General features: G+C 69.0%; 18 protein-coding genes and 1 pseudogene. 11 read left to right on the forward strand and 8 right to left on the reverse strand.

What is annotated here, in order from left to right; genetic code table 11:
• Positions 1 to 148: 148 nt before the first annotated feature.
• The gene (locus HNQ79_RS12690; RefSeq protein ID WP_185030067.1) at positions 149 to 538 is read right to left on the reverse strand and encodes an FKBP-type peptidyl-prolyl cis-trans isomerase; all 390 of its coding nucleotides are present in this window, start codon (positions 536 to 538) and stop codon (positions 149 to 151) included.
• Between the two features lie 206 nt (positions 539 to 744).
• Here HNQ79_RS12690 and HNQ79_RS12695 point away from each other — a divergent pair, with 206 nt between their 5' ends.
• The 5 genes from HNQ79_RS12695 to HNQ79_RS12715 all read left to right on the forward strand — a co-directional run bounded on the left by HNQ79_RS12695 (position 745) and on the right by HNQ79_RS12715 (position 5179).
• A complete protein-coding gene (locus tag HNQ79_RS12695) occupies positions 745 to 1023 on the forward strand; it encodes a Kazal-type serine protease inhibitor family protein (protein WP_185030070.1) in 279 nt (92 codons plus the stop codon).
• Between the two features lie 673 nt (positions 1024 to 1696).
• Complete coding sequence (locus HNQ79_RS12700) at positions 1697 to 2608, forward strand: endonuclease/exonuclease/phosphatase family protein (protein WP_221507631.1); 912 nt, start codon at positions 1697 to 1699, stop codon at positions 2606 to 2608.
• Positions 2609 to 2930: 322 nt separating this feature from the next.
• Positions 2931 to 3131, forward strand: coding sequence for a hypothetical protein (locus tag HNQ79_RS12705; RefSeq protein WP_185030074.1), 201 nt, complete (start codon positions 2931 to 2933; stop codon positions 3129 to 3131).
• A 133-nt stretch (positions 3132 to 3264) separates the two neighbouring features.
• Positions 3265 to 4026, forward strand: a complete 762-nt coding sequence (locus HNQ79_RS12710; RefSeq protein ID WP_185030075.1) for a glycerophosphodiester phosphodiesterase — start codon at positions 3265 to 3267, stop codon at positions 4024 to 4026.
• A 337-nt stretch (positions 4027 to 4363) separates the two neighbouring features.
• The gene (locus tag HNQ79_RS12715; RefSeq protein WP_185030077.1) at positions 4364 to 5179 is read left to right on the forward strand and encodes an alpha/beta fold hydrolase; all 816 of its coding nucleotides are present in this window, start codon (positions 4364 to 4366) and stop codon (positions 5177 to 5179) included.
• Between the two features lie 425 nt (positions 5180 to 5604).
• Here the strand turns inward: HNQ79_RS12715 and HNQ79_RS12720 are convergent, their stop codons facing one another.
• Together HNQ79_RS12720 and HNQ79_RS12725 are read right to left on the reverse strand one after the other, a co-directional pair.
• Positions 5605 to 6666, reverse strand: coding sequence for a DUF1152 domain-containing protein (locus HNQ79_RS12720; RefSeq protein ID WP_185030079.1), 1062 nt, complete (start codon positions 6664 to 6666; stop codon positions 5605 to 5607).
• Positions 6663 to 8102, reverse strand: coding sequence for a coproporphyrinogen-III oxidase family protein (locus tag HNQ79_RS12725; protein ID WP_185030081.1), 1440 nt, complete (start codon positions 8100 to 8102; stop codon positions 6663 to 6665). Before HNQ79_RS12725 ends, HNQ79_RS12720 begins: the two co-directional genes overlap by 4 nt.
• 216 nt (positions 8103 to 8318) lie before the next feature.
• On the opposite strand from HNQ79_RS12725, the gene HNQ79_RS12730 reads away from it, so the two are divergent.
• From HNQ79_RS12730 to HNQ79_RS12745, 4 genes are read left to right on the forward strand one after another with little or no spacing between them, the layout of a single operon-like run.
• Positions 8319 to 9572, forward strand: coding sequence for an ATP-grasp domain-containing protein (locus HNQ79_RS12730; RefSeq protein WP_185030083.1), 1254 nt, complete (start codon positions 8319 to 8321; stop codon positions 9570 to 9572).
• Positions 9573 to 9576: 4 nt separating this feature from the next.
• Positions 9577 to 10827: an ATP-grasp domain-containing protein gene (locus tag HNQ79_RS12735; protein ID WP_185030085.1), complete on the forward strand. Its 1251-nt coding sequence runs from the start codon at positions 9577 to 9579 to the stop codon at positions 10825 to 10827.
• Positions 10824 to 12077, forward strand: a complete 1254-nt coding sequence (locus tag HNQ79_RS12740) for an MFS transporter (protein WP_185030087.1) — start codon at positions 10824 to 10826, stop codon at positions 12075 to 12077. Before HNQ79_RS12735 ends, HNQ79_RS12740 begins: the two co-directional genes overlap by 4 nt.
• Positions 12074 to 13075 carry a GNAT family N-acetyltransferase gene (locus tag HNQ79_RS12745; protein WP_185030089.1) on the forward strand — a complete coding sequence of 334 codons (1002 nt, stop codon included), beginning with the start codon at positions 12074 to 12076 and terminating at the stop codon, positions 13073 to 13075. Before HNQ79_RS12740 ends, HNQ79_RS12745 begins: the two co-directional genes overlap by 4 nt.
• An 87-nt stretch (positions 13076 to 13162) precedes the next feature.
• On the opposite strand, the pseudogene HNQ79_RS12750 reads toward HNQ79_RS12745, so the two are convergent.
• From HNQ79_RS12750 to HNQ79_RS12770, 5 genes and pseudogenes are all read right to left on the reverse strand, one after another.
• Positions 13163 to 13273: pseudogene (locus HNQ79_RS12750) on the reverse strand (RNA polymerase subunit sigma-70); the annotation flags it as partial.
• 139 nt (positions 13274 to 13412) lie between these two features.
• Positions 13413 to 13892, reverse strand: a complete 480-nt coding sequence (locus HNQ79_RS12755) for an alpha/beta hydrolase (RefSeq protein WP_185030090.1) — start codon at positions 13890 to 13892, stop codon at positions 13413 to 13415.
• Positions 13893 to 14193: 301 nt separating this feature from the next.
• Positions 14194 to 14667: a hypothetical protein gene (locus tag HNQ79_RS12760; RefSeq protein WP_185030092.1), complete on the reverse strand. Its 474-nt coding sequence runs from the start codon at positions 14665 to 14667 to the stop codon at positions 14194 to 14196.
• A 144-nt stretch (positions 14668 to 14811) separates the two neighbouring features.
• On the reverse strand, positions 14812 to 15990 hold the full coding sequence (locus HNQ79_RS12765; protein ID WP_185030093.1) for a GDSL-type esterase/lipase family protein: 1179 nt from the start codon (positions 15988 to 15990) through the stop codon (positions 14812 to 14814).
• Between the two features lie 73 nt (positions 15991 to 16063).
• The gene (locus HNQ79_RS12770; RefSeq protein ID WP_185030354.1) at positions 16064 to 16633 is read right to left on the reverse strand and encodes a TetR/AcrR family transcriptional regulator; all 570 of its coding nucleotides are present in this window, start codon (positions 16631 to 16633) and stop codon (positions 16064 to 16066) included.
• Positions 16634 to 17111: 478 nt separating this feature from the next.
• Here HNQ79_RS12770 and HNQ79_RS12775 point away from each other — a divergent pair, with 478 nt between their 5' ends.
• On the forward strand, positions 17112 to 18389 hold the full coding sequence (locus tag HNQ79_RS12775) for an FAD-binding oxidoreductase (protein WP_260421623.1): 1278 nt from the start codon (positions 17112 to 17114) through the stop codon (positions 18387 to 18389).
• A gap of 156 nt (positions 18390 to 18545) precedes the next feature.
• A complete protein-coding gene (locus HNQ79_RS34765) occupies positions 18546 to 18827 on the forward strand; it encodes an ABC transporter permease family protein (RefSeq protein ID WP_373312538.1) in 282 nt (93 codons plus the stop codon).
• Positions 18828 to 18838 lie beyond the last annotated feature (11 nt).

Raw genomic sequence — 18838 nt, forward strand, 5'->3', positions numbered from 1 at the left:
GGCGCCGACAACAGCGGTTGCGGCGGGAGCTGTACGCCTCGCTGAGATGGTCCGGCCGTGTGCAAGGACGCCCCGCGGGCCCAGTGCGGCACAGTAGAAGTCGGCGGGGAATGGTTTCCGGCAGACGGGGGCCGGGTGGCAGCGAGCCTCAGACCGCGACGGAGATCAGGTCCACCACAAAGACGAGTGTCGAGCCCGCCGGGATCAACGGCGAGGGGGACTGGTTGCCGTAACCGAGGCGCGCAGGAACGATGATCTCGCGCCGGCCCCCGACCTTCATGCCTCTGACTCCGCGGTCCCACCCCTTGACGACCTTGCCACCGCCCACGGCGAACTTGTACGGCTGGTCCCGGTCCCAGGAGGAGTCGAATTCTTCTCCGGACTGGAAGGTGACCCCGACGTAGTGAACCCGGACAACCCTGCCCGGCTTCGCCTCAAGCCCGTCCCCCACGACGAGGTCGCGGATTGCCAGCTCGGTGGGAGCGTTGGTCTCCCGAAGACCGGTCAAGTCGATCTCGGGCTTGGTCGGTTCACTCATCGCAGTCTCATTCGCTTGCCGCCGGGAGCCTTCGTCCAGACCAGCCCGGCGCATGGTCACTCTGCGCAGTAAATCATCATGCAAGGCCGCTGCCGGACGCCCTACGGCCGCGCGAGCGGGCCGGGGCCGGTGTTCGGTCCCTCGTCCGAGTGGTCGTCGGGCTCGGCGGCGGGTGCGGGCCAAGTCGGGGTGCGAGTCTTCCTGGTATGACTCACCAGAACACCCTGGCCCGCACACGTGCGGCCGCTTCCTTCGCCTTCACCGCTGCCCTGGTGGCCCTGGCCCCTGCCGGTGCCGCCCATGCCGATCCGGCGCAGTCGGGCCCTGTGTACTGCACGCACGAGTACAACCCGGTGGTAGGAACCGACGGGAAGACCTACCCCAACGCCTGTGCCGCCGGAGCCGCAGGTACCCAGGTGCAGCAGCCCGGCATCGTGGGGGAGACCGTCAACGACGTCACGTCATTGGTGCCCTCCGCAAGCTAACGGTTCGGCGAAGCGAACGTCAGCTGCGACGGGACTGTTCTGCAGCCCAGGTGCAGCCGGGTTAGGCGAGGGCGGCGAGCTGGTCGGCGTCCAGCCGGTCCCTTCTCGGTTTCGTGTGGGAGATCCGTACGCCCAGCTTCAGACGACCATCCGTTCCGTCTTCCCGTCGACCGGGATTTCTTCGCTGCGGCCGTGCGGCACCGGCCGACCCGTGCCTTCCCGTTCGACCCATGGCGCTGGACGTCCAGCGTTCGACAGCCGCTCCTGCTGTTCGGTCGACAGTGGATTCCAGATGCGCGGCTGCAAGAACCCGGCCGGGGCCACCGAACCGACCAAGCAAAAGCCCCACAGCCCGACTCGGAGGGCCCGCATTGGTCCGGCCCCTGGCGCTCCTGCGTACCGCGCTGTTGGAGCCCGCCGCCGGAATCCGCGTACGAACATGACGTTTGGACCGGCAACACCACCACCTCGTCACCGTGCGTTCTCGTCCTGTACGGCCCGGAGTGCTGAGATCACGCGACACGCACCGATCCACCGGCCAGGAGGAACCATGCCAGGACCGCAACCGACGCGAGCGCGCCGACTCGGAGGCGGAGCTGCTGTGTTGGCCCTGGCTCTCGCCGCGGCCACGCTCTCGGCTCCCGCACACGCGCGCCCCGCTCGGAGCGAGGCCATGAGGGTGCTGTCGTGGAACATCTTCCACGGCGGCAAGAACGTGGGCCTGGGCGGCGAGAAGAACTTCCCGCTGCTGCTCGACCAGCTGGCCGACATCGCCCCCGATGTGTTCTTCGCCCTTGAGACCTACGGTTCCGCCGAGGAGATCAGGGCGGCACTGAGCGAGCGTGCGGGCAAGGGCGACTACCGCGCCGTACGCATCACCGACGCCAGCAACGACAACCTGTGGATCTTCACACGCTACGACGTCGTGAAGGGCTTCCCGAACCCTTCCGGCTCCTCCGTTACCGACTTCAACATCGGCGGCGCCCGCGTGCAGTTGCCCGGCGGCCGACAGGTGAATCTCTTCAACACGTGGACGTCGTACACCGAACCGTGGATCGGCGACATGATCGATGCCAACGCCAAGGACCTCCAGGCGGGCCGCGCACCGACATACGCCCCCCAGCAGGTGGAGGATGCCGAGAAGGACCGGCAGATCCCGCAGATCACGGACATCGTGACCAAGCAGGTGCCCGCCATGCTCGGCGGCAACACCGACCCCGTGTTGCTCGCCGGTGACCTCAATACGGTCCCGGCCGCCGACTGGACCGCGCGGTGGGCGAGGTGCGCCCACCACTTCGGGCTCTCCTACGACCTGGCCGCCACGGACGTTGTCACCGAAGCGGGCTTCAAGGACACCTATCGGGTGGCGAACCCGAACGTGTGCGCGGACCCCGGACGCACCTGGAGCCCCCTGCCCGAGTACGCCAGCATGATCACCAAGGACCGGATCGACTTCATCTTTGCCCGGGGCCCGCGGCTGAGGGTCAACACGTCGTACGTGATCGACCAGCGTCTCCCGCAGCACGAGAGCGGCCCGTTCTACTCCGACCACGGCGCGGTGGTCACGGAGTTCACGGTGCGCTGACCGGAACCGTCCCGGGTTCAGGTGGCCTCCGCCCCGGCCCTGGACCCGTTCGGCTGTCGGGGCAGACCTGGGGCAGATCCCGCACCCCCTGGGCATGAGACATACGCAGGGGTGGTGGTCTCACTCCGCAGGGGGGAGGTCGCACGGGCCCGGTGCAGGGCGGCCCCCGGATCCAGTGCAGCGCGTGTTGTTGCGGGTCGCTGGGCAGCAACGTTTCTCCGGTGAACCTGTTGCCCCAAGTGGCTGAGTAGCTGCGGGTTCCGGGGTGAGGCTCTTCGGGCGGGCGGTAATGGTGCCGGGGTGATCAAGAACCATGTTCGCGGTGTTGCCGCGCTCAGTCTGCCAGGATCCTGCCCAGTGGCTGCCCCCGCTGCCCACCGCGCACTGCCGCTACCTCGCGGGGTCGACGGCCACCAAGCTGCGCGGGGACCTGGCCGCCGGCCCCGCCGAGCTCGACGCCCTGGCCGTCCTCGCGTCCGGCCAGTGCAAGGACACCTCCGTCATTTACACCGCCGTCCCGTAACCCAGGGGCCGGCATGAAGTGTGTGCGGGAGCCGTTCACCGCGGCGGCCACAGCGTTGCTGGTGTGTGTGCTCACTGCTTGCGGCGGCTCCGTCGGTACCGCACCAATCGATTCCGCGAACAGGGCCCCGACGGTGAAGAGGTACTGGGGCGTCTGTCCGCGCGTGCAGGCCATCGGCCACCGGGGCGCACCCCGGGCCGTACCGGAGAACACCCTCGCGTCTTTGCAGGCAGCGGTGCGCCAGGGGGCGGACGTGGTGGAGACGGACGTGCAGTTCACCAGGGACGGCACGCCGGTGCTCATGCATGACGACACCGTCGACAGGACGACCGACGGCACCGGGCGCGTCGACCGGCTGACCGATGTGCAGCTCTCCCGGCTGACGGTCACCGGAGGAAGCCGCATCCCCACCCTGAAGGAGGCGTTGAAGCCTCTGCAGGCGGGCCCTGCCCGGCTGTTGCTGGAGATCAAGGGCCCGCAGACGGCAATCGCCGTCCATCGGGCTGTGCAGCAGGTCGCGGACGCCGGAATGACCCGCCGCACCGTCCTCCAGTCCTTCGACGAACAGGTGGTGAAGGACGCACACACCTCACCCCACCGCACCGACGTGGCCCTGCTGAGATCCGCCCTGGACCCCGACCCCGCCGCCACGGCGAAGAAGTTCTCCCTTGCCGCGTACTCCGTCAACTTCCAAGGCCTGTCGGCCAGACCGCGGGAAGTCGCACGGCTGCACAAGGCAGGGGTCGAGGTGTACGTCTGGACGGTCGACAAGGAACGTGACTGGAAGGCGGCGGCCTCCTGGCAGGTCGACGGCATCATCACCAACGTCGCCGACCGCTTCGCCGGCTGGCGCACCTCCCAGTGCGCCACTGCCCCGCCCCCTGTGGCACGCTGAAGCCGCCCGGCACGCCTGTACCGCAGGGCTTGAGGCTCGCTCAGTGCGCAGAACGGCGCTGCGGCACCGGCGAGGGGCGGGCCGCCGCTGCCCGAGCTGGTTCTCCTACCGAGTCCGTTCTCGGGGATGATCGCCGCCGCCGTCCTTCGTATGCTGCTCACGCCTGGGATCGGTTGTTGGGATCGAAAGCACGGCAGCAACTGCCCGGCGGTGACCTCCACTCGGCAAGCCCTGGCAGGGCAAGCGCCGACCCCCCAGGCAAGCCGTGCACGCTTTCTTGGACGACTGGGCAGAATACGTCTGCAGACCTGTCGATCACCGGGTTACGGTGCTCTGCATGAACGCCATAGCCCTGCGCGGTGCCACGATCAACTACGACGACTTCGGTCCTTCGGCCGGGCTGCCGGTCCTGTTGATCCACGGCCACCCGTTCAACCGCACTCTGTGGGAACCCCAGGGCAAGGCCCTGACCGAAGCCGGACACCGGGTCATCACTCCTGATCTGCGTGGTTACGGCCTCAGCAGCGTCACCCACGGAAAGGTCTTCCTCTCCGACTTCGCCGATGACCTCGCCGCGCTTCTCGACCACCTGGGCGTCGAGCGGGCAGTGGTCGGTGGCGTCTCGATGGGCGGTCAGATCGCCATGGAGCTCCAGCGCCGTCACCCGCAGCGGGTGCACGCCCTGGTCCTGTCCGACACCTCCGCTCCCGCCGACACCGATGAGGGCAAAGAGTTCCGGAACCGCCTGGCCGACCGTCTCCTCGCCGAGGGCATGGACGGCTACGCGAGTGAGGTGATCGGCAAGATGCTCGCGGCGTACAACGTCACCGCGATGCCGGAGGTCGCTGAGCGAGTGCTGGAAATGATGCGCGCCACAGACCCATACGGCGCTGCGGCGGCACTGCGCGGGCGGGCCGAACGCCCCGACTACCGGGACACCCTGGCAGCCGTCCAGAAGCCGGTACTGATCGTTGTCGGCGCGGACGACGTCTACACCCCGGTCACGGACGCCGAGGCGATGCACGACCTCGTCCCCCACGCGACCATGGCTGTCATCGACAAGGCCGGGCACCTGCCCGGCGCCGAGCAGCCCGAGTCCTTCAACGCCGCTCTGCTGGACTTCCTCACCACACAGGTGACCACCCGTGCGTGAGCCGCACCCGCTCCTGGCCCATAGCGCGCACGAGACCGCCCCGGACCAGATAGCGCTCCTTACTGGAGCCGAGCGCTGGAACGAGATCTGGAGACGCAGAGTCTGAGCGAGAACGCGGATACCGCAGGGGGCCGGGCGGGGACGCCAGTGCGCTGGCCGGTGACGCCCCGACGTGTCCGCCGGACGGGGCACGGCCGTTACGCCGGCGCTGCTTGGTCTTCTCGTTGATGCCGACGATCCGGCACGCTTTTTGCTCGCGCCCCGCTGCATGAGGCGAAGGTGGAGGCGCCGTTCCTCGGACGAGGCACGGCGCCCCTGGACAACGGGCCGGCCCCGGACCTTGAGGTTCCTCGCATCCCCTGAACCGAGGTATGGCGACGACCGCTGGAACCCAGCCCTACGTGCGCCGGGCCCTCTGGTGTGGCTCAGGTGAGCTGGAGCAGTGGGGTGCCGGTGTTGAGGATCTCTCGGAGGGCCGGGATGTCCGTCCAGGTGAGGCCGAGGGTGCGGGCGGCGTACCGGAAGGTGATGTGATCGGCTCCGCGGGCCGCTTCGCGGAGGGTCTTCATGGCCTCGTCCTGGTTGCGGAAGGCGGCGTTCGCAGCGGACGGGTCCTGCTGCGGAGTTGGGTTGCGTTCGGGTTCCAGCCCGTGAATGCCGGTGAGCCGGTGGGAGAGGCCGGCTGCGGCGTCCAGGGTTGCTGGGCGCTCGTCGAGGAGGGCCTGTGCGACCGGGTTGTGGCCGAGGGCTTCCTGAAGCGGCAGGTGGTACAGGCGTGGGGAGACATCGGTGAGGTGGATGGTGTCCCGGGCGGTGCGGACGGTGCCGCGGGTGCCATGGATGGCGGCCGCCCACAAGGCGGATGCCTCGGAGGGGTGCCAGGCCAGTGCGGGCGCGGCTGCCGAGGCCGCGCCCCGGCCGGGGGTGAGAGGGAGGTGTCCGGCGAGACGTTCGAGGAGGGGTTGTTCGCCGATTTCTCCGTCGAGGCCGGGACCTGCGAGGTAGACGGTGGTGGGGATACCGGTGAGGTGGCAGGCGGCGAGGGTGTAGGCATCCCCGAACGGGCTGCACAGGGTGGGCTCGTCGCCGTGGGTGAGAATGTCGCCGCCGATGTCGACGATGCGGATCCGGCGGCCGCCTGCGGCTTCGGCCATGGAGGCGATCTGTCGTGACAGGGAGGAGAGTCCATGCGTGGGGTCGAGCAGCAGCAGTCGGGCAGGCAGGTCCCTGGCGAGGCCGGGCATGGTGGACCCGGCGGGTAAGCGGGCCCGGGTGGCAGGCGTGAACGCTGGGGCGCCGCCGGCTTCGCGGGCGAGCCCGGCGAAGTCCCGTTCCCCGAGGGGGCGGTGGGTGGGGTCGACTTCGGGGCGTTCCCATGCGTAGGTGGCGATCAGCGGCGGGGCCGGGTCGACGGTGATGGTGCGGGCGGCGATGAGGGTGCCGATGGGGTCTCCTCCGCCGCCCGCGGCGAGGTACAGGTCGGTCATGCGGTGCCCTCGTCCAGGTCGATGCCGGTGATGCGTACGGGAGTGGCTCCCATGTTCTTCCGGGCGCGTTTGTTCGCCGCGTGGAGGTTTTCGTAGTACTCGCGGTCGAGGGTCTTGACGGTCTCGGAGTAGAACATCCAGGAGAGGATGTCGCGGTACTTGAAGCCCTTGGGGGAGAGCTGGATGCGGCGGCCGAGGCGGTGGATGAGTCCGTTGGCTTCGGCAGCGTCGAGGATGGGTTCGAACTCGGCGGCGTGCTGCTGGTAGCCGAAGCGGTCGAGTTCTGCGAGGTCGAGGTCGAAGGCGTCGAGGACGAGGCGCTTGCGGACGAGTTCTTCGCCGGTCAGTTCGAAGCCGGTGACGGCGGCCAGCTCGTGGTTCTTGGCCCTCTTGATGTAGTCGGCGACCTCGGCGGTTGAGGGCTTCACGCTGCCGGTCATGTAGTCGAGCACGCTGGTGTAGGAGCGGGCGCCGACGCCGAGGCCGAGCAGGGGGACGCCGTGGAAGGTGAGTACCTTCTGGACGTAGCCGCCACGGCCGGGCCTCTTGTAGCGGACGGAGCCTTCCTGGACGTAGCCGTGGTCGAGGAAGACCTTGCGGGCGTAGTCGTAGCGGTCGTACAGCTCGGGCTGCCACATGTACTGGTAGGCGCCGGTCCTGGAGAACCAGGCGTCCGGCCGCACCGTGAGGAAGTAGGTGCTGATAGTGGTGGGCTGGAGTTTGGCCAGTTCGTTCACGCTGTGGCGCCAGGTTTCGGGGGTCTGTCCGGCGAAGCCCATGATCAGGTCGGTGGAGAGGTCCGGCAGGCCGAGTTCGTGCGCGGTGTGGATGGCGCGGCGGATGACGTCCTCGTCTTCGCCGCCGCGGCCGGCTTCGCGGATCTCGCCGGGGACGAGGGACTGGATGCCGACGTTGGCGCGGGTGAGGCCCATGTCGATGAGGGCCTTGAACTCTTCGGGTTCGTCGGCGATGGAGGACGGGGTGGCTTCGACGGCGACTTCCTCCACAGTGGAGCGCCAGTTGGGGTAGATGTCGCCGAGGGTGGTGAAGATCTGCTCGAAGTGGCGGGGCTTGAGCAGGGCAGGGGTGCCGCCGCCGATGTAGAGGGTTCGCAGGCGCCGGGCCTGGATGATTTCGGCGTGATCCCGGATCTGGGTGCACAGGGCGTCGGTGTAGGCGTCGAAGACGTCCTCGTCGGTGCTGATGATGGTGTAGAGGTTGCAGAAGCCGCATTTGCGGTCACAGAAAGGGACGTGCAGGTAGAGATTGAGCTCGGGGACCTGGTAGTTGGCGAGGTCCATGGCCCACACATCGGGGATGGCCCACTTGCCCTCCGGGAGGGGGCGGTAGGTGGAGCGGGGCGGGTAGGAGTACTGGTAGGGCGGGACGACGCCCTGGTCGATGTAGTCGGCGAGCTGCTGGTTCAGGCTGGTCACGATGCGGCGTTCCCGTTCGGATCGAGGGTGCGGTTACCTGGCGTGGTGATCCGACCACGGAATGCTTGTGCGCTTCCATGGGCCATGCGCACCAAATGCCCTGTGCCTACTGGCCAGTTGACTGGACCTTTCTCCAAAACCGCTTGCTGAGCGGCTAGTTGTTTTCGTCGGTCAGGCCCATAGCCCCTGCCTTCCCCCCGCGGCTTTGCTGGTGGAATGACATTCGGAGCGGGCCCGCGCGGGCCGGGAGTGCTGGTGATCGAACCGATGGGGAACGCGGGGCGTTTCCTCGTCGAGGCCGCTGACCAGTTGGGATTGCGCTTGTACGCGGCCACTCACAAGGACATCTACGACGGCTACCCGGGCTGGTTGCGGTCCGCCTTCGCAGAGGTGTGTGCGACGGATCTCACGGATACCCAAAGGGCGCTGAGAGACATGGAAGTCTTCTGCCGGCACCGCGCTGTTGCGGGTGTCGCCGCCTGCTTCGAGCTGTTCACCCCGCTTGCCGCACTACTCGCTGAGCGGGTCGGCCTGCCCGGCAACGACCCTCTGCTGGCGTGGGCGGCCAGGAACAAGATCCTGATGGGCGAGGCGTTCGCCGCCGCCCGGATCACCGCCCCCCGCTGGGCGGTCGTACACGATGCGGCCGAGGCGCATCAGGTCGCGCGGTCACACGAGCTGGGCTGGCCGCTGGTGGTGAAGCCCGCGGAGCAGGGCGGCTCATGGGGTGTGTCCGTGGTGGACGGCCCGGATCAGCTCACCTGCGCGGTCGGCGCGGCCCAGCAGTACACGCACGCCTTCCCGCACGGCCTGAAACTCGACACGCGGGCTCTGGTGCAGGAGTACATCCCGGGGGAGGAGTACTCGTGCGAAACCGTGGTCGCGGCCGGGGTCGCCTACCCTCTGCCGATCGTCAGGAAGGACACCACCGAGGGCCGGTACCGCATCGAGACCGGGCACACCTGCCCCTCCGGTTTGGCTTCGCCGCTCGCCAGGACGGTGCAGCACACCGCGGCGCGGGCAGCGCTCGCCGTCGGCGTGCGCAACGGGATCGCGCACACGGAGGTGAAGATCCCCCCAGGCGCGGAGACCCCGTACGTGATCGAAACCGGCGCCCGCCTGCCGGGGGACAACCTCTGCGAGATCGTCGAGGCCGCGACGGGCGTGAGGGAAGCCGTGGCCTACCTTCAGGCCGTACTCGGCCGGGTTCCCGACACCGTCGCCTCCCGTACCGACGCGGCGACGATCCGGTTCCTGCTGCCCGAGCGCGGCGGCGTGCTGCGCCGGGTGGACATCCCCGAAACGCCAGGTACGCACAGCGAGTTGCACCTTCGACCCGGCGAAACGGTGCCTGAGCCGGCGGATTCGGCCTGCCGGATCGGGCATGTGGTGGCCCGCGCGGCAACGGTCGATCATGCACGCGAGCTGGCCGATCAGGTCGCCGCCCATTCCCGAGTGGAAGTGAGCTGAGAAGGTGCGGAAGATAGCGTTCATGCGGTCGGTGGGCATCCAGCGCGCCGACCCCTACATCCAGCAAGCCATAGGCCGGCTCGCGGCCGACGGGGTCGAGGCCGGCCTGTTCTACACCAGTGGCAGCGCGGGTGACGACGACTTCCCCGGGTACCGGGAACGGCTTGATCGGGGAGTGACCCCGCGGGAGCTCGCGGACGCGGTCGCCGCCTGGGAAGCGGATGCGGCGGTGTCGATCTCGCTGCCATGCGAGAACGCGCTGCGTGACGCCGCAGCCAAGGCCTTCCTGGACGCCTCGGGCATCCCGACGATCATGACACCGCTCGCGGCGACGATACTGCTGGTGGACAAGTGGGAGACCAAGCAGATCTGCAAGCAGGCCGGGCTGAAGGTACCGGACGGGTTCCGTGCCGACTCCGATCTGCTGGCGGGACGGGGTCTGCTCGTGCCCGGCTACCGGGACGCGCTACGGGTGCAGGCCGAACAGATCGGCTATCCGCTGATGGCGAAGCCCGTGTGGGACTCGACCAGCATGGGCATCCGTACCCTGCGTTCACCCGCCGATCTTGACTCCTACCTCGCGTCTTGGCCGGAGGCGTCGGCGGTGGTGGAACAGGTCGTCGAGGGTGACCTGTGCAGTGTGGACATCGTGGGACGGCCCGGTTCCTACCAGGTCTTACCACTGTGCTGGACGGGAAGAGCCGGAGCGGAGCCGGTGTTCACCTTCGCCGATCTGCGCTGGTGCGGACCCCGCGTGGAGGCAGACGCCGCGTTCGCCGGAGTGGCCCGCACCCTGGTCACCCTGTGCGCCCACCTGGGGGTCACCGGGTCGGTCAACGTCGATATGGTCTACACCGGCGGCCAGTTCGTGATCCTGGAGATCAACCCGCGCATCGGAGGCGCCACCACCCTGTCGTGCGCCGCGTCGGGCACGAACACCTTTGCCTCCCTCGCCCGCATGGCCCGCGGCCTTCCCCTTGCCGGCGGCATGGTGCAACGGACCGGGTGGGCGATCGAGTTCCTCGCCGACGGCCGCATCTCCCCGGCGGTGGTGGCCGGGCTTCGGGAACACGTCGAGGTGGTCACCGCGCACGAGCTGGTCATCGACGGTGCTTCGCACGGCGACATCGTCGTGGTCACCTTCGCCGAAGGCGACGAAGACAAGACCGTGAAGGCCCTGACCGAGCTGCACGATTCGACCGGCTTCCCCGCGGCCGATGCCGTGGGCAAGATCGCTTCGCTGCTGAGCCCATGAGCGTGGCCACCGAGGCTCGCCGCCGCTCCCGCACCGCAAGCCGCCTTGGCGTTCCCGTACTGCGCGGTCACGGCCTCTTCATCACCGGCAACCTGATCGACTCCGTCGGCAACGGCATGCTCCTGCCGCTGGGGCTGCTGTACTTCACCGACGTGCAAGGCCTGCCACTGGGGCAGGTGGGCGTGGCGATGTCAGCGGGGCAGGCCATCGCGCTGCCGGTCACGTTCCTCGCCGGACGCCTCATGGACCGTGTGGGACCGAAACGGGTCGTCGTGTGGGCGAACATCCTCTCCGCCGCAGGGTTCGCCCTGTTCTTGCTCGCGGGCGAGCTCTGGCACGTCGTCGGCGTGTACCTGCTGGTGCAGGCAGGGATCAACATGTACTTCACCGCGCAGCGCACCCTGATCATCCACGTCACCGAGCCCGAGGAACGCCGGTCGTGGTTCGCGTTCACCGGCTCGCTGCGCAACATCGGCCTGGCCGCGGGGTCCGCCGCCGCGGCGGGGGCCCTGACGGTGTTCGGGAAGGGCTCCCTGTGGTGGATGATCGCGGTCGATGCCGCCACCTACCTGCTGGCCGCCGCCTGCTTCGCCGCCCTTACCACCACTCCACCGGAACCGAAGGACGCATCGCCGAGTGCACTGGTGACCCGGGCGGACAACTCGCGCCGCTACCTGCTGCTCGTGGCCGTGAACATCCCCTATGTCCTCGCTCAGGCCATCCTCGCCGTGCTCATCGCCCTCTACACCACTCGCGCCCTGGGGCTTCCCGCGTCGGCGGCGAGTGTGCTGTTCGTCATCAACACCGTCATCATCTCCGGGTGTTCGACAGTCGTCACCGCGCACGTGGCGCCGAAGGTGCCACGCCGCGCCGTGGTGGCCGGATACCTGATCATGACCATGGCAATGGGGGCGTTCGCGCTGCCCGCGCTGCCCCGCCTCGCCTTCACCGCCTGGGCGGCTCTCGTGGTCGCGATCGCACTGTTCAGCGTGGCGGAAATTCTCCTCGGCCCTGCGTTGAGTGAACTGTCGGTGAGCCTGACACCCGAGGCTGCCGGGGGATTCACGCAGGGCCTGTACCAGTTCTCGTGGGCGATCGGCATGGTCGCAGCTCCCGCCCTGTTCGCTCTGCTGCTGGAAGCCGGGCCCCTCCTGCCGTGGGGTGTCGAAGCCGCCGCCTGCCTGATCGCCGTGTTCGCCGCGCCCGCTCTGAAAGCCCCCAACCGCCATCGCCGGAGGAAGCCCCGTTGATCACGAGCATCGTCGAATCCATCCATGCTGTTCCCGCCGCCGAGTGGGAGCACCTCGCCCGGCCGGCCAGCTTCTACCTCTCCCACCGGTGGCTCTCCGGCGAGGAAGAAGACCCCACCGCCACGTGCGCGTATGCGCTCGTACGGGACCACGAAGGCAGCCTGCTCGCCGCCGCACCCCTCTACCTGGTGCGGGACGAACCGAACGACTACTACCAGCCCGGCACCGTTCTGCCCGAACACCTGCGTCCCCGCGTGATCGCCGGGGCGCGGCGCGGCTACCACAACACCCCGCTCACCGCCCCGGACCTCGGGGCCGGACAACGCGACGCCTGCCTCATCCTCCTGCGAAACGCCGCACGCCACTTCTCGCACCGGCACCACACCACACACTGGTGGCCCTACCTCACCACCCCGGCCACCACCCAGCTCGCCCCCTTCTACCCCGAACAGCCCGTCTGCCTGGAGGATGACGCTCTCATCCCCCTACCCGGCACGGGCATCGACGACTACATCGCCTCCTTGCCCTCGCAGCGCCGCGTCGGCATACGCCGCGAACGCCGTGCCTTCGCCGCGGCCGGACTCGATGTCCGCCATCAGGTGCTCGCGGACTGCTTCCACGACACCGGGGTTCTCCTCGCCGGACATCAGGAGAAGCACGGACACGACCGGGACGGTATCGACGCGATGACCGCACTGCTGAAGCGGCAGGCGTCGGCGATGGGCAGCGCAGCACGTGTGGTGGCCGCCTACGCCGGGCAGCGGATGATCGGGGTCTGCCTGTACTACCACTACGGGGCCACGACGTGGATCCGTGCAGTCGCCGTCGACCGGCAGCACCCAGCCCCCCACCTGTACTTCAACCTCATGTACTACCTGCCCATCGAAGACGCCTACGCCCACGGCGCGACCGCCCTGCACGCGGGCATGACGGCAATCGAGGCCAAGCGGCGTCGCGGTGCCACGGTATCCAGCCTGTACGCGGTGGTCGACCGGTGAGGTCTTCCCCCGCCCCGAGGACGCGGTCGTCGGAGCGGGGCGAGCCATCGAGGAGTCAGTCCTCGAACGCCTCCGGCATCACCAGCAGAGAGCCAGTCCCACCGAGTCCGCGAGCAGTGCCTCCTGCTCGGGGCCGGCCCCGTCGAAACCGGCGCGGCTGATCACTGGATCGGGCAGCCGCTCCTCCAAAGACCGTTCCGGCCAGGAGACCGACCCGGGTGGTGGCTGTGAGCCTGTCGGCGTACGCGTGACTTTCGATCCGTACGCCGTCACCTGCCGGGTCAGTCCCGCGAGTCACCAGTACCACCCGGGGCAGCTGCCGCCGGAGTCGAGCGGGTCACAGGCTGCAACGAGTGCCCCTGGGCGGAGTTTTGAGGTCGAGGAGATATCCGTTGACCGCGTCGTCGACGCACTTGCTGCCGCCGAGGAGGTAGGCGCCGTGCTGCTTGCCGTCGACTGTGAGCAGGCTTCCGCCGAGGGCTCGCGCCATCGCGATGCCGCCCTCGTGCGGTGTCGCAGGATCGCCGGTAACCGATAGGACGAGGGTCTCGGGGAGGTCTCCGACATCGGCGAGCCAGGGTTCGTCGCGTGTCGGCGCCGCGGGCCACGCCTCGCATTCGCTGTGGTGAGTGCCCGCCGTGAACACGTCGAGGTCGAACATCGGGGCGGCCTTCCCGATCTTGCGTGCGAGCGCGGTCTGTTCCTCCGGTGTCGGACGGGATGAGTCCATGCAGCGCACAGCGATGTTCGTGTCGAAGTCATGGCCGTAGGAGCCGCCCGCCGTGCGGGCGTAGAAGGTGTCGCGCAGGGCGAGCATCTGGTCGGCGTTGCCCGCTTCGAGCGCGGTCAGGGCGGAGATGACGTCGGGCCAGTTCTTTTCGGAGTACAGTCCGCCGCTGATGCCGAGGCAGACGTCCCAGACGCTCAGGCGGGAGAAGGAGAGCCGCGCCGGCCGCGCTGAGCACGGTCTCGCGGTATCGGGATCGAGGGTCTGGGCGCATGCGTTTCTCCTCGGGCCGCGGTCGTGCGCGGGGGAGCGGCGGTGGTTGACGGACCGTTCTCGGCCGGGGCGCTGAGGTGGTCGGCAGGGCGTCAGCGTGACCGGTCGGTGCGGGGTGTCAGCTCTCGTTCCCGTCGGTCTCGGCGTCCAGGAGCCGGTGATGGCGGAAGGTGAGGGCTCGTTCGATCCCCGCGAGGCCGGCCGTGACGGTGAGGACCGTGTTCGCCCATGCAGGCAGGTCGACGGGCGAGGCGAAGGGGGTGCAGCGATCAGCCCAGAGCGGCAGGTGGGTGACCAGGTCGAGCAGCTGCGGGGCGAAAAGGATCAGATTCGTCATCAGCACGATGACGGCGCAGGCGGCGAGGGCGCGCCCGCCCCGGGGGTGTCGGCGGGAGAACTGGGCGCGCCAGTGCTCGGGCGTCCCCGACGTGGGATCGAGGCGCCGCTGGCTGCCGTCCGCGCTGATCAGGTGGATCCGCCGCATGCCGTACCTGCTCGCGGCGACCTCGATGCTGTCCGCTCCGAGCGGGAACCGGACCGGCATGTCGGAGCCCTGCACGTGCCGGTCGTCCCGGTAGAGCGAGGCCCCCACACCGCGTGAATCAGGTGACGGCCTGGCGATAGACCTGCCGGGAACCGCCTTCCGGTCCCGGACCGGCTGCCTCGGCGCCTGCGGAGTGGTGCGGTACGGGGGAGCCGGCCATCGCGCTCACCCCGCCGGCCGCGGGTATACGGGTCAGCCAGGTGTGAGGGCGAAGGGCCCGTTGTCTGCGAAGACGTGCTTGGCGAAGTTCTCGCCGATGCGGCGGTGTCCTTCGGGGCTGGGGTGGATCGCGTCCGGCAGGGGGAACTCGTCGTGGTCGCTCTCGCCGTAGAGGTCGAGTCCGTCGAGGTAGTGGAGGTTGGGGTCCTCGGTGGACCGCTGCTCGACGATGTCGGCCAGGACGTCGCGGACGATCGTGAGCGTCAGCCGTCCGGCGGCGGTCTCGGCCGGGTCACCGGTGGCCTTGAATTTCAGAGTTCCATCGGAGAGGCCCGGCATGAGAGGTCCGGGGGTGTTCTCTTGGGTCGGGCACAGGACAGGGGAGACCAGGAGCAGGGGGGTGGTGGGGTGGCCCTCGCGGATGGTGTCGAGGAAGCCGTGGATGGCGGGGGCGAAGGCGCGCAGGCGCATGGCGTCGCTGTTGACGACATTGATGCCGAGCTTGAGGCTGATCAGGTCTGCGCGGGTGTCGCGTATGGCGCGGGCGATGAACGGGTCGACCAGTGCGCTGCCGCCGAATCCGAGGTTGACCAGCTCCACATCGCCTGCGGAGGCTGCCAGCGCGGGCCAGATGGTGCTGGGGAAGACGGCGTTGGATCCGTGGCTGATGGAGCTGCCGTGGTGCAGCCACACCCGGCGCCCGGTCTTCGGGGACGGCTCGACGGGGGCGTCGGAGCGTAGGGCGATGACCTCGGTGATCTCCGCGTGCGGGAGCCAGATCTCGATGTCCTTCTCGCCGGCGGGGAGGTCGGTGAAGTGGGCGGTGCCGGCGGGGCCCGGGGTGAATTCCGCGGTCTGGGTGCGCATGTCGGTGACGGTGCGCAGGTTCCCGCCGTCCACAGTGGCCTGGGCGGTGAGGTGGCCGTCGACCAGGAGGTCGTAGACGCCGTCCGGCGGGGGCGGGAAGCCCCGGTAGGCGCGTTTGGTCGGCAGGGTGTCCAGGAGGATGGTGGTGGCGCTGGTACGGAACGCCAGCCGGACGCCGGAGGGCTGGACCTCGGCCATGGCCAGCAGGTCGTCGGGGATCCGGCGGCGCGCCCAGGCAGGCAGTCTGTGCGGCAGCAGGCCGTGGGCAGTTTCTTCCACGTCGAGGTGACCGCGCAGGAAGTCGGCGGTGAGGGGAATGGTGATCAGTTCCTGTTCGGTGCTCATTGCCTCAAGCCTTCACGTTCAGGGGTGGGTGCCGGGCCGGCACGGGCAGGCCCGGCGCGGGTGACGTGGCCGGTCAGGGGGTGGTCCGGCTCCGCAACGCGGTGTCGAGGCAGTCCAGGGCCCAGGCCCAGGACTGCTGCGCGGCGATGTCGGTGTGGTCGAAGGCGCCGGCTGCCTCCAGGGAGGCGTAGCCGTGGAAGACGCTGCCCAGCATGCGGACCGCGTGCGTCTGGTCCGGCTCGGCCAGGTCGTAGCCACGCAGGATCGCCCGTGTCATCTGCGCGTGCCGGACGCCGGCGCTGGCCGCGGCGGTCTGCGGGTCGAGCCGGTACCGCGCAGCCTCGTACCGGCCGGGGTGCACCCGGGCGTAGTCCCGGTAGGCGTTCGCGAAGGCCGTCAGGGCATCCTTGCCCGCGCGCCCGGCCACGGCGTCGGCGACCCGGTCGGCGAGTTCTTCCAGGGCGAAGAGCGCGATCCGGGTCTTGAGGTCGTGGGAGTTCTTCACATGCGCGTACAGGCTCGCCGGCTTCACGTCGAAACGCCGGGCGAGCGCGGACAGGGTCACCTGGTCGAAACCGCCCTCATCGGCGAGTTCCGCACCAGCGAGCGTCAGCCGCTCCGGGTTCAGTCCTGCCCGAACCATAACCATCACCTGTCCTTAATATGCCTACGGGCAATATAGGTATACCTACAAGCTATAGGCAAATCGAAAGTTCCCTAAGGTTTGGCGGACGCGGCATGGCGGCTTTCTGTGTGCCGCGCGCGTGGGCGCCCGGAGCGTCGGACGAGCGTCACGGTCGGCAGACCGTGGATGCCGGGGGAGCGGCCGACCCGACCGCGATCTGCCCGAGGAGGTCGTGCTCGCTTGAGCATGGGCCACCACTCGTATCGCTGTGCCCATCCGGCTTGGGTCGAGTAGGGCGAGGGCCGCGGGATCACTGCGTCCGTGGCCCATATGGGCGGGTCGAGATGGGTGAGAGCCCGGCACCCCGGCACAGCGGCTCACCCCGGACACCGAGGCCACCCGGATCTCCGGCTGCAACAGGAAGGATCGTCACAGGAAGGTGCCGGTGATCCTGTGCGAGGGGCAGACGACAGGGACAGCCGGGGCCCCGATGGCCATGGGCAGCCCGACGAAGTTCGGCTCCCTCTCGCAGGCATCACCTCAGGTGACCGGTGGAGCTGTCGGAGCGGTCGGTCACCGTGGGTCGCCCGAATCGGACAGGAGCTCGTGGAGACGCGGGCTGGTTCTCGATCTGACCGACATGCGGGAAGTCCGAATCGACAGCAACAACAGTTGCGCGACGTTGGGTGGCGGGGCGCTCTCGTCCGACGTCGTATCCGCCGCCGAGAAGGTGGGCCTGACTGCCGTCACCGGCACGGCGGGCGCCGTCGGCATGGTCGGCCTCACACTCGGCGGCGGGTACGGTCCCCTGATAGGCCGGTTCGGGCTCGCAGCCGACAACCTGCTCGGCGCCGAAGTCGTGTTGGCCGACGGCTCACGGGTGATCACCGACGCCGAACATCACCCCGACCTCTTCTGGGCGTTGCGCGGGGGCGGCGGCAACTTCGGTGTCGTGACCTCGGCGCGGATCCGTCTGCACCCCGTACCGACAGTGGTGTCGGGAACCATCCTGTACCCGATGTTCCGGAGTGCCGACATCCTGGCCGGCCTCGGTGAGATCCTTCAGGGCGGTCCGGACGAACTGACGGTGGACGTGGTGTTCGTTCCTGGCCCGGACGGTCGGCCGACGGTGTACGTCGCACCGACCTGGTCGGGGGACCTCACGGTGGGAAACGCCGAGAACGGACCGGTGCGTGCCCTGGCCAAGCTCGGTACACCCGTGTTCGCCGAGGTGGGACCGGTCGCACGTTCCGCGGCGTTGGCCGCGACGGACGCCATGTTCCCACCCGGGCGGAGGGGCGCGCTCCGCACGCGGACCGTCCAGAGCATCTCCGGCCCCATCGCGGCCGTCCTGGACGGGGCAGCCCGGGAGTTCACCTCACCGTTCTCCGCGATCGTGTGGCATCAGTTCCACGGTGCTGCCACCCGTCCTGCTCTCGGCTCGACGGCTTTCGGCCGACGCGAACCGCACCTGATGGTCGAGCTCATCTCCTTGTGGGAAGACAACGGCGCCGAGGACAACGCAGACGCCGGCGACGGCAGGTCCCCGCACCTGCGCTGGCTGGAAGATGTGCACGCGGCACTCGAGCCGTTCTCGTTGCCGGGCGGCTACGTGAACTTCCTGGGGCCGGAGACCCCCGACCAGGTCGCGAACTCCTACGGACCGAACACCGAACGCCTGCTCGCCGTGAAGGCTGCGGTCGACCCGGACTCCGTCTTCGTTGCCACGCCGCTCCCCACCGGGACCGTGGACACCGGTTCCCTGCCCGCGTGAGGCGCGGGCGAGGCCGGTACTTTGTCGAACCAGCGGTCCAGGCCGGGGAGTGCAGTCCTTCCGTGGTCCTGTATGTACCCGAGGACGGTGACGAGGTCCACCGGTTCGGGTTCCCGCGGGTGCCCGTCGCCCCCGTACTGAGCGCGTTCCAGTTCGCTGCCGACCGCGGTCCTGGTGCCCATCGCCGTGATCTGCTTGGGCACCTCGCGCGGCGCGGTCGACATGGTGGTGCTTCTCGGCGCTGTTCCCTCCGTGGCGACCGGAGTCCTGGGCGCGCTGGACCGGGTGCCGCCACTCCTGATGCGGGCAGGCCGCTCGATGGGGGCGACGGGAGCCGTCGCAGTGCGCCCCATCCTGCTTCCGGCCGCTCTTCCCGGTGTGGTTTCGGACCCGTGGGGTCGGCTGTACGGGCCGCCACACAGGATCCAAGGTGCTTGATATGATCCTCG

Origin of the sequence: Streptomyces candidus (assembly GCF_014207445.1) — a bacterium.
In the GTDB taxonomy this organism is placed as follows: domain Bacteria; phylum Actinomycetota; class Actinomycetes; order Streptomycetales; family Streptomycetaceae; genus Streptomyces; species Streptomyces candidus.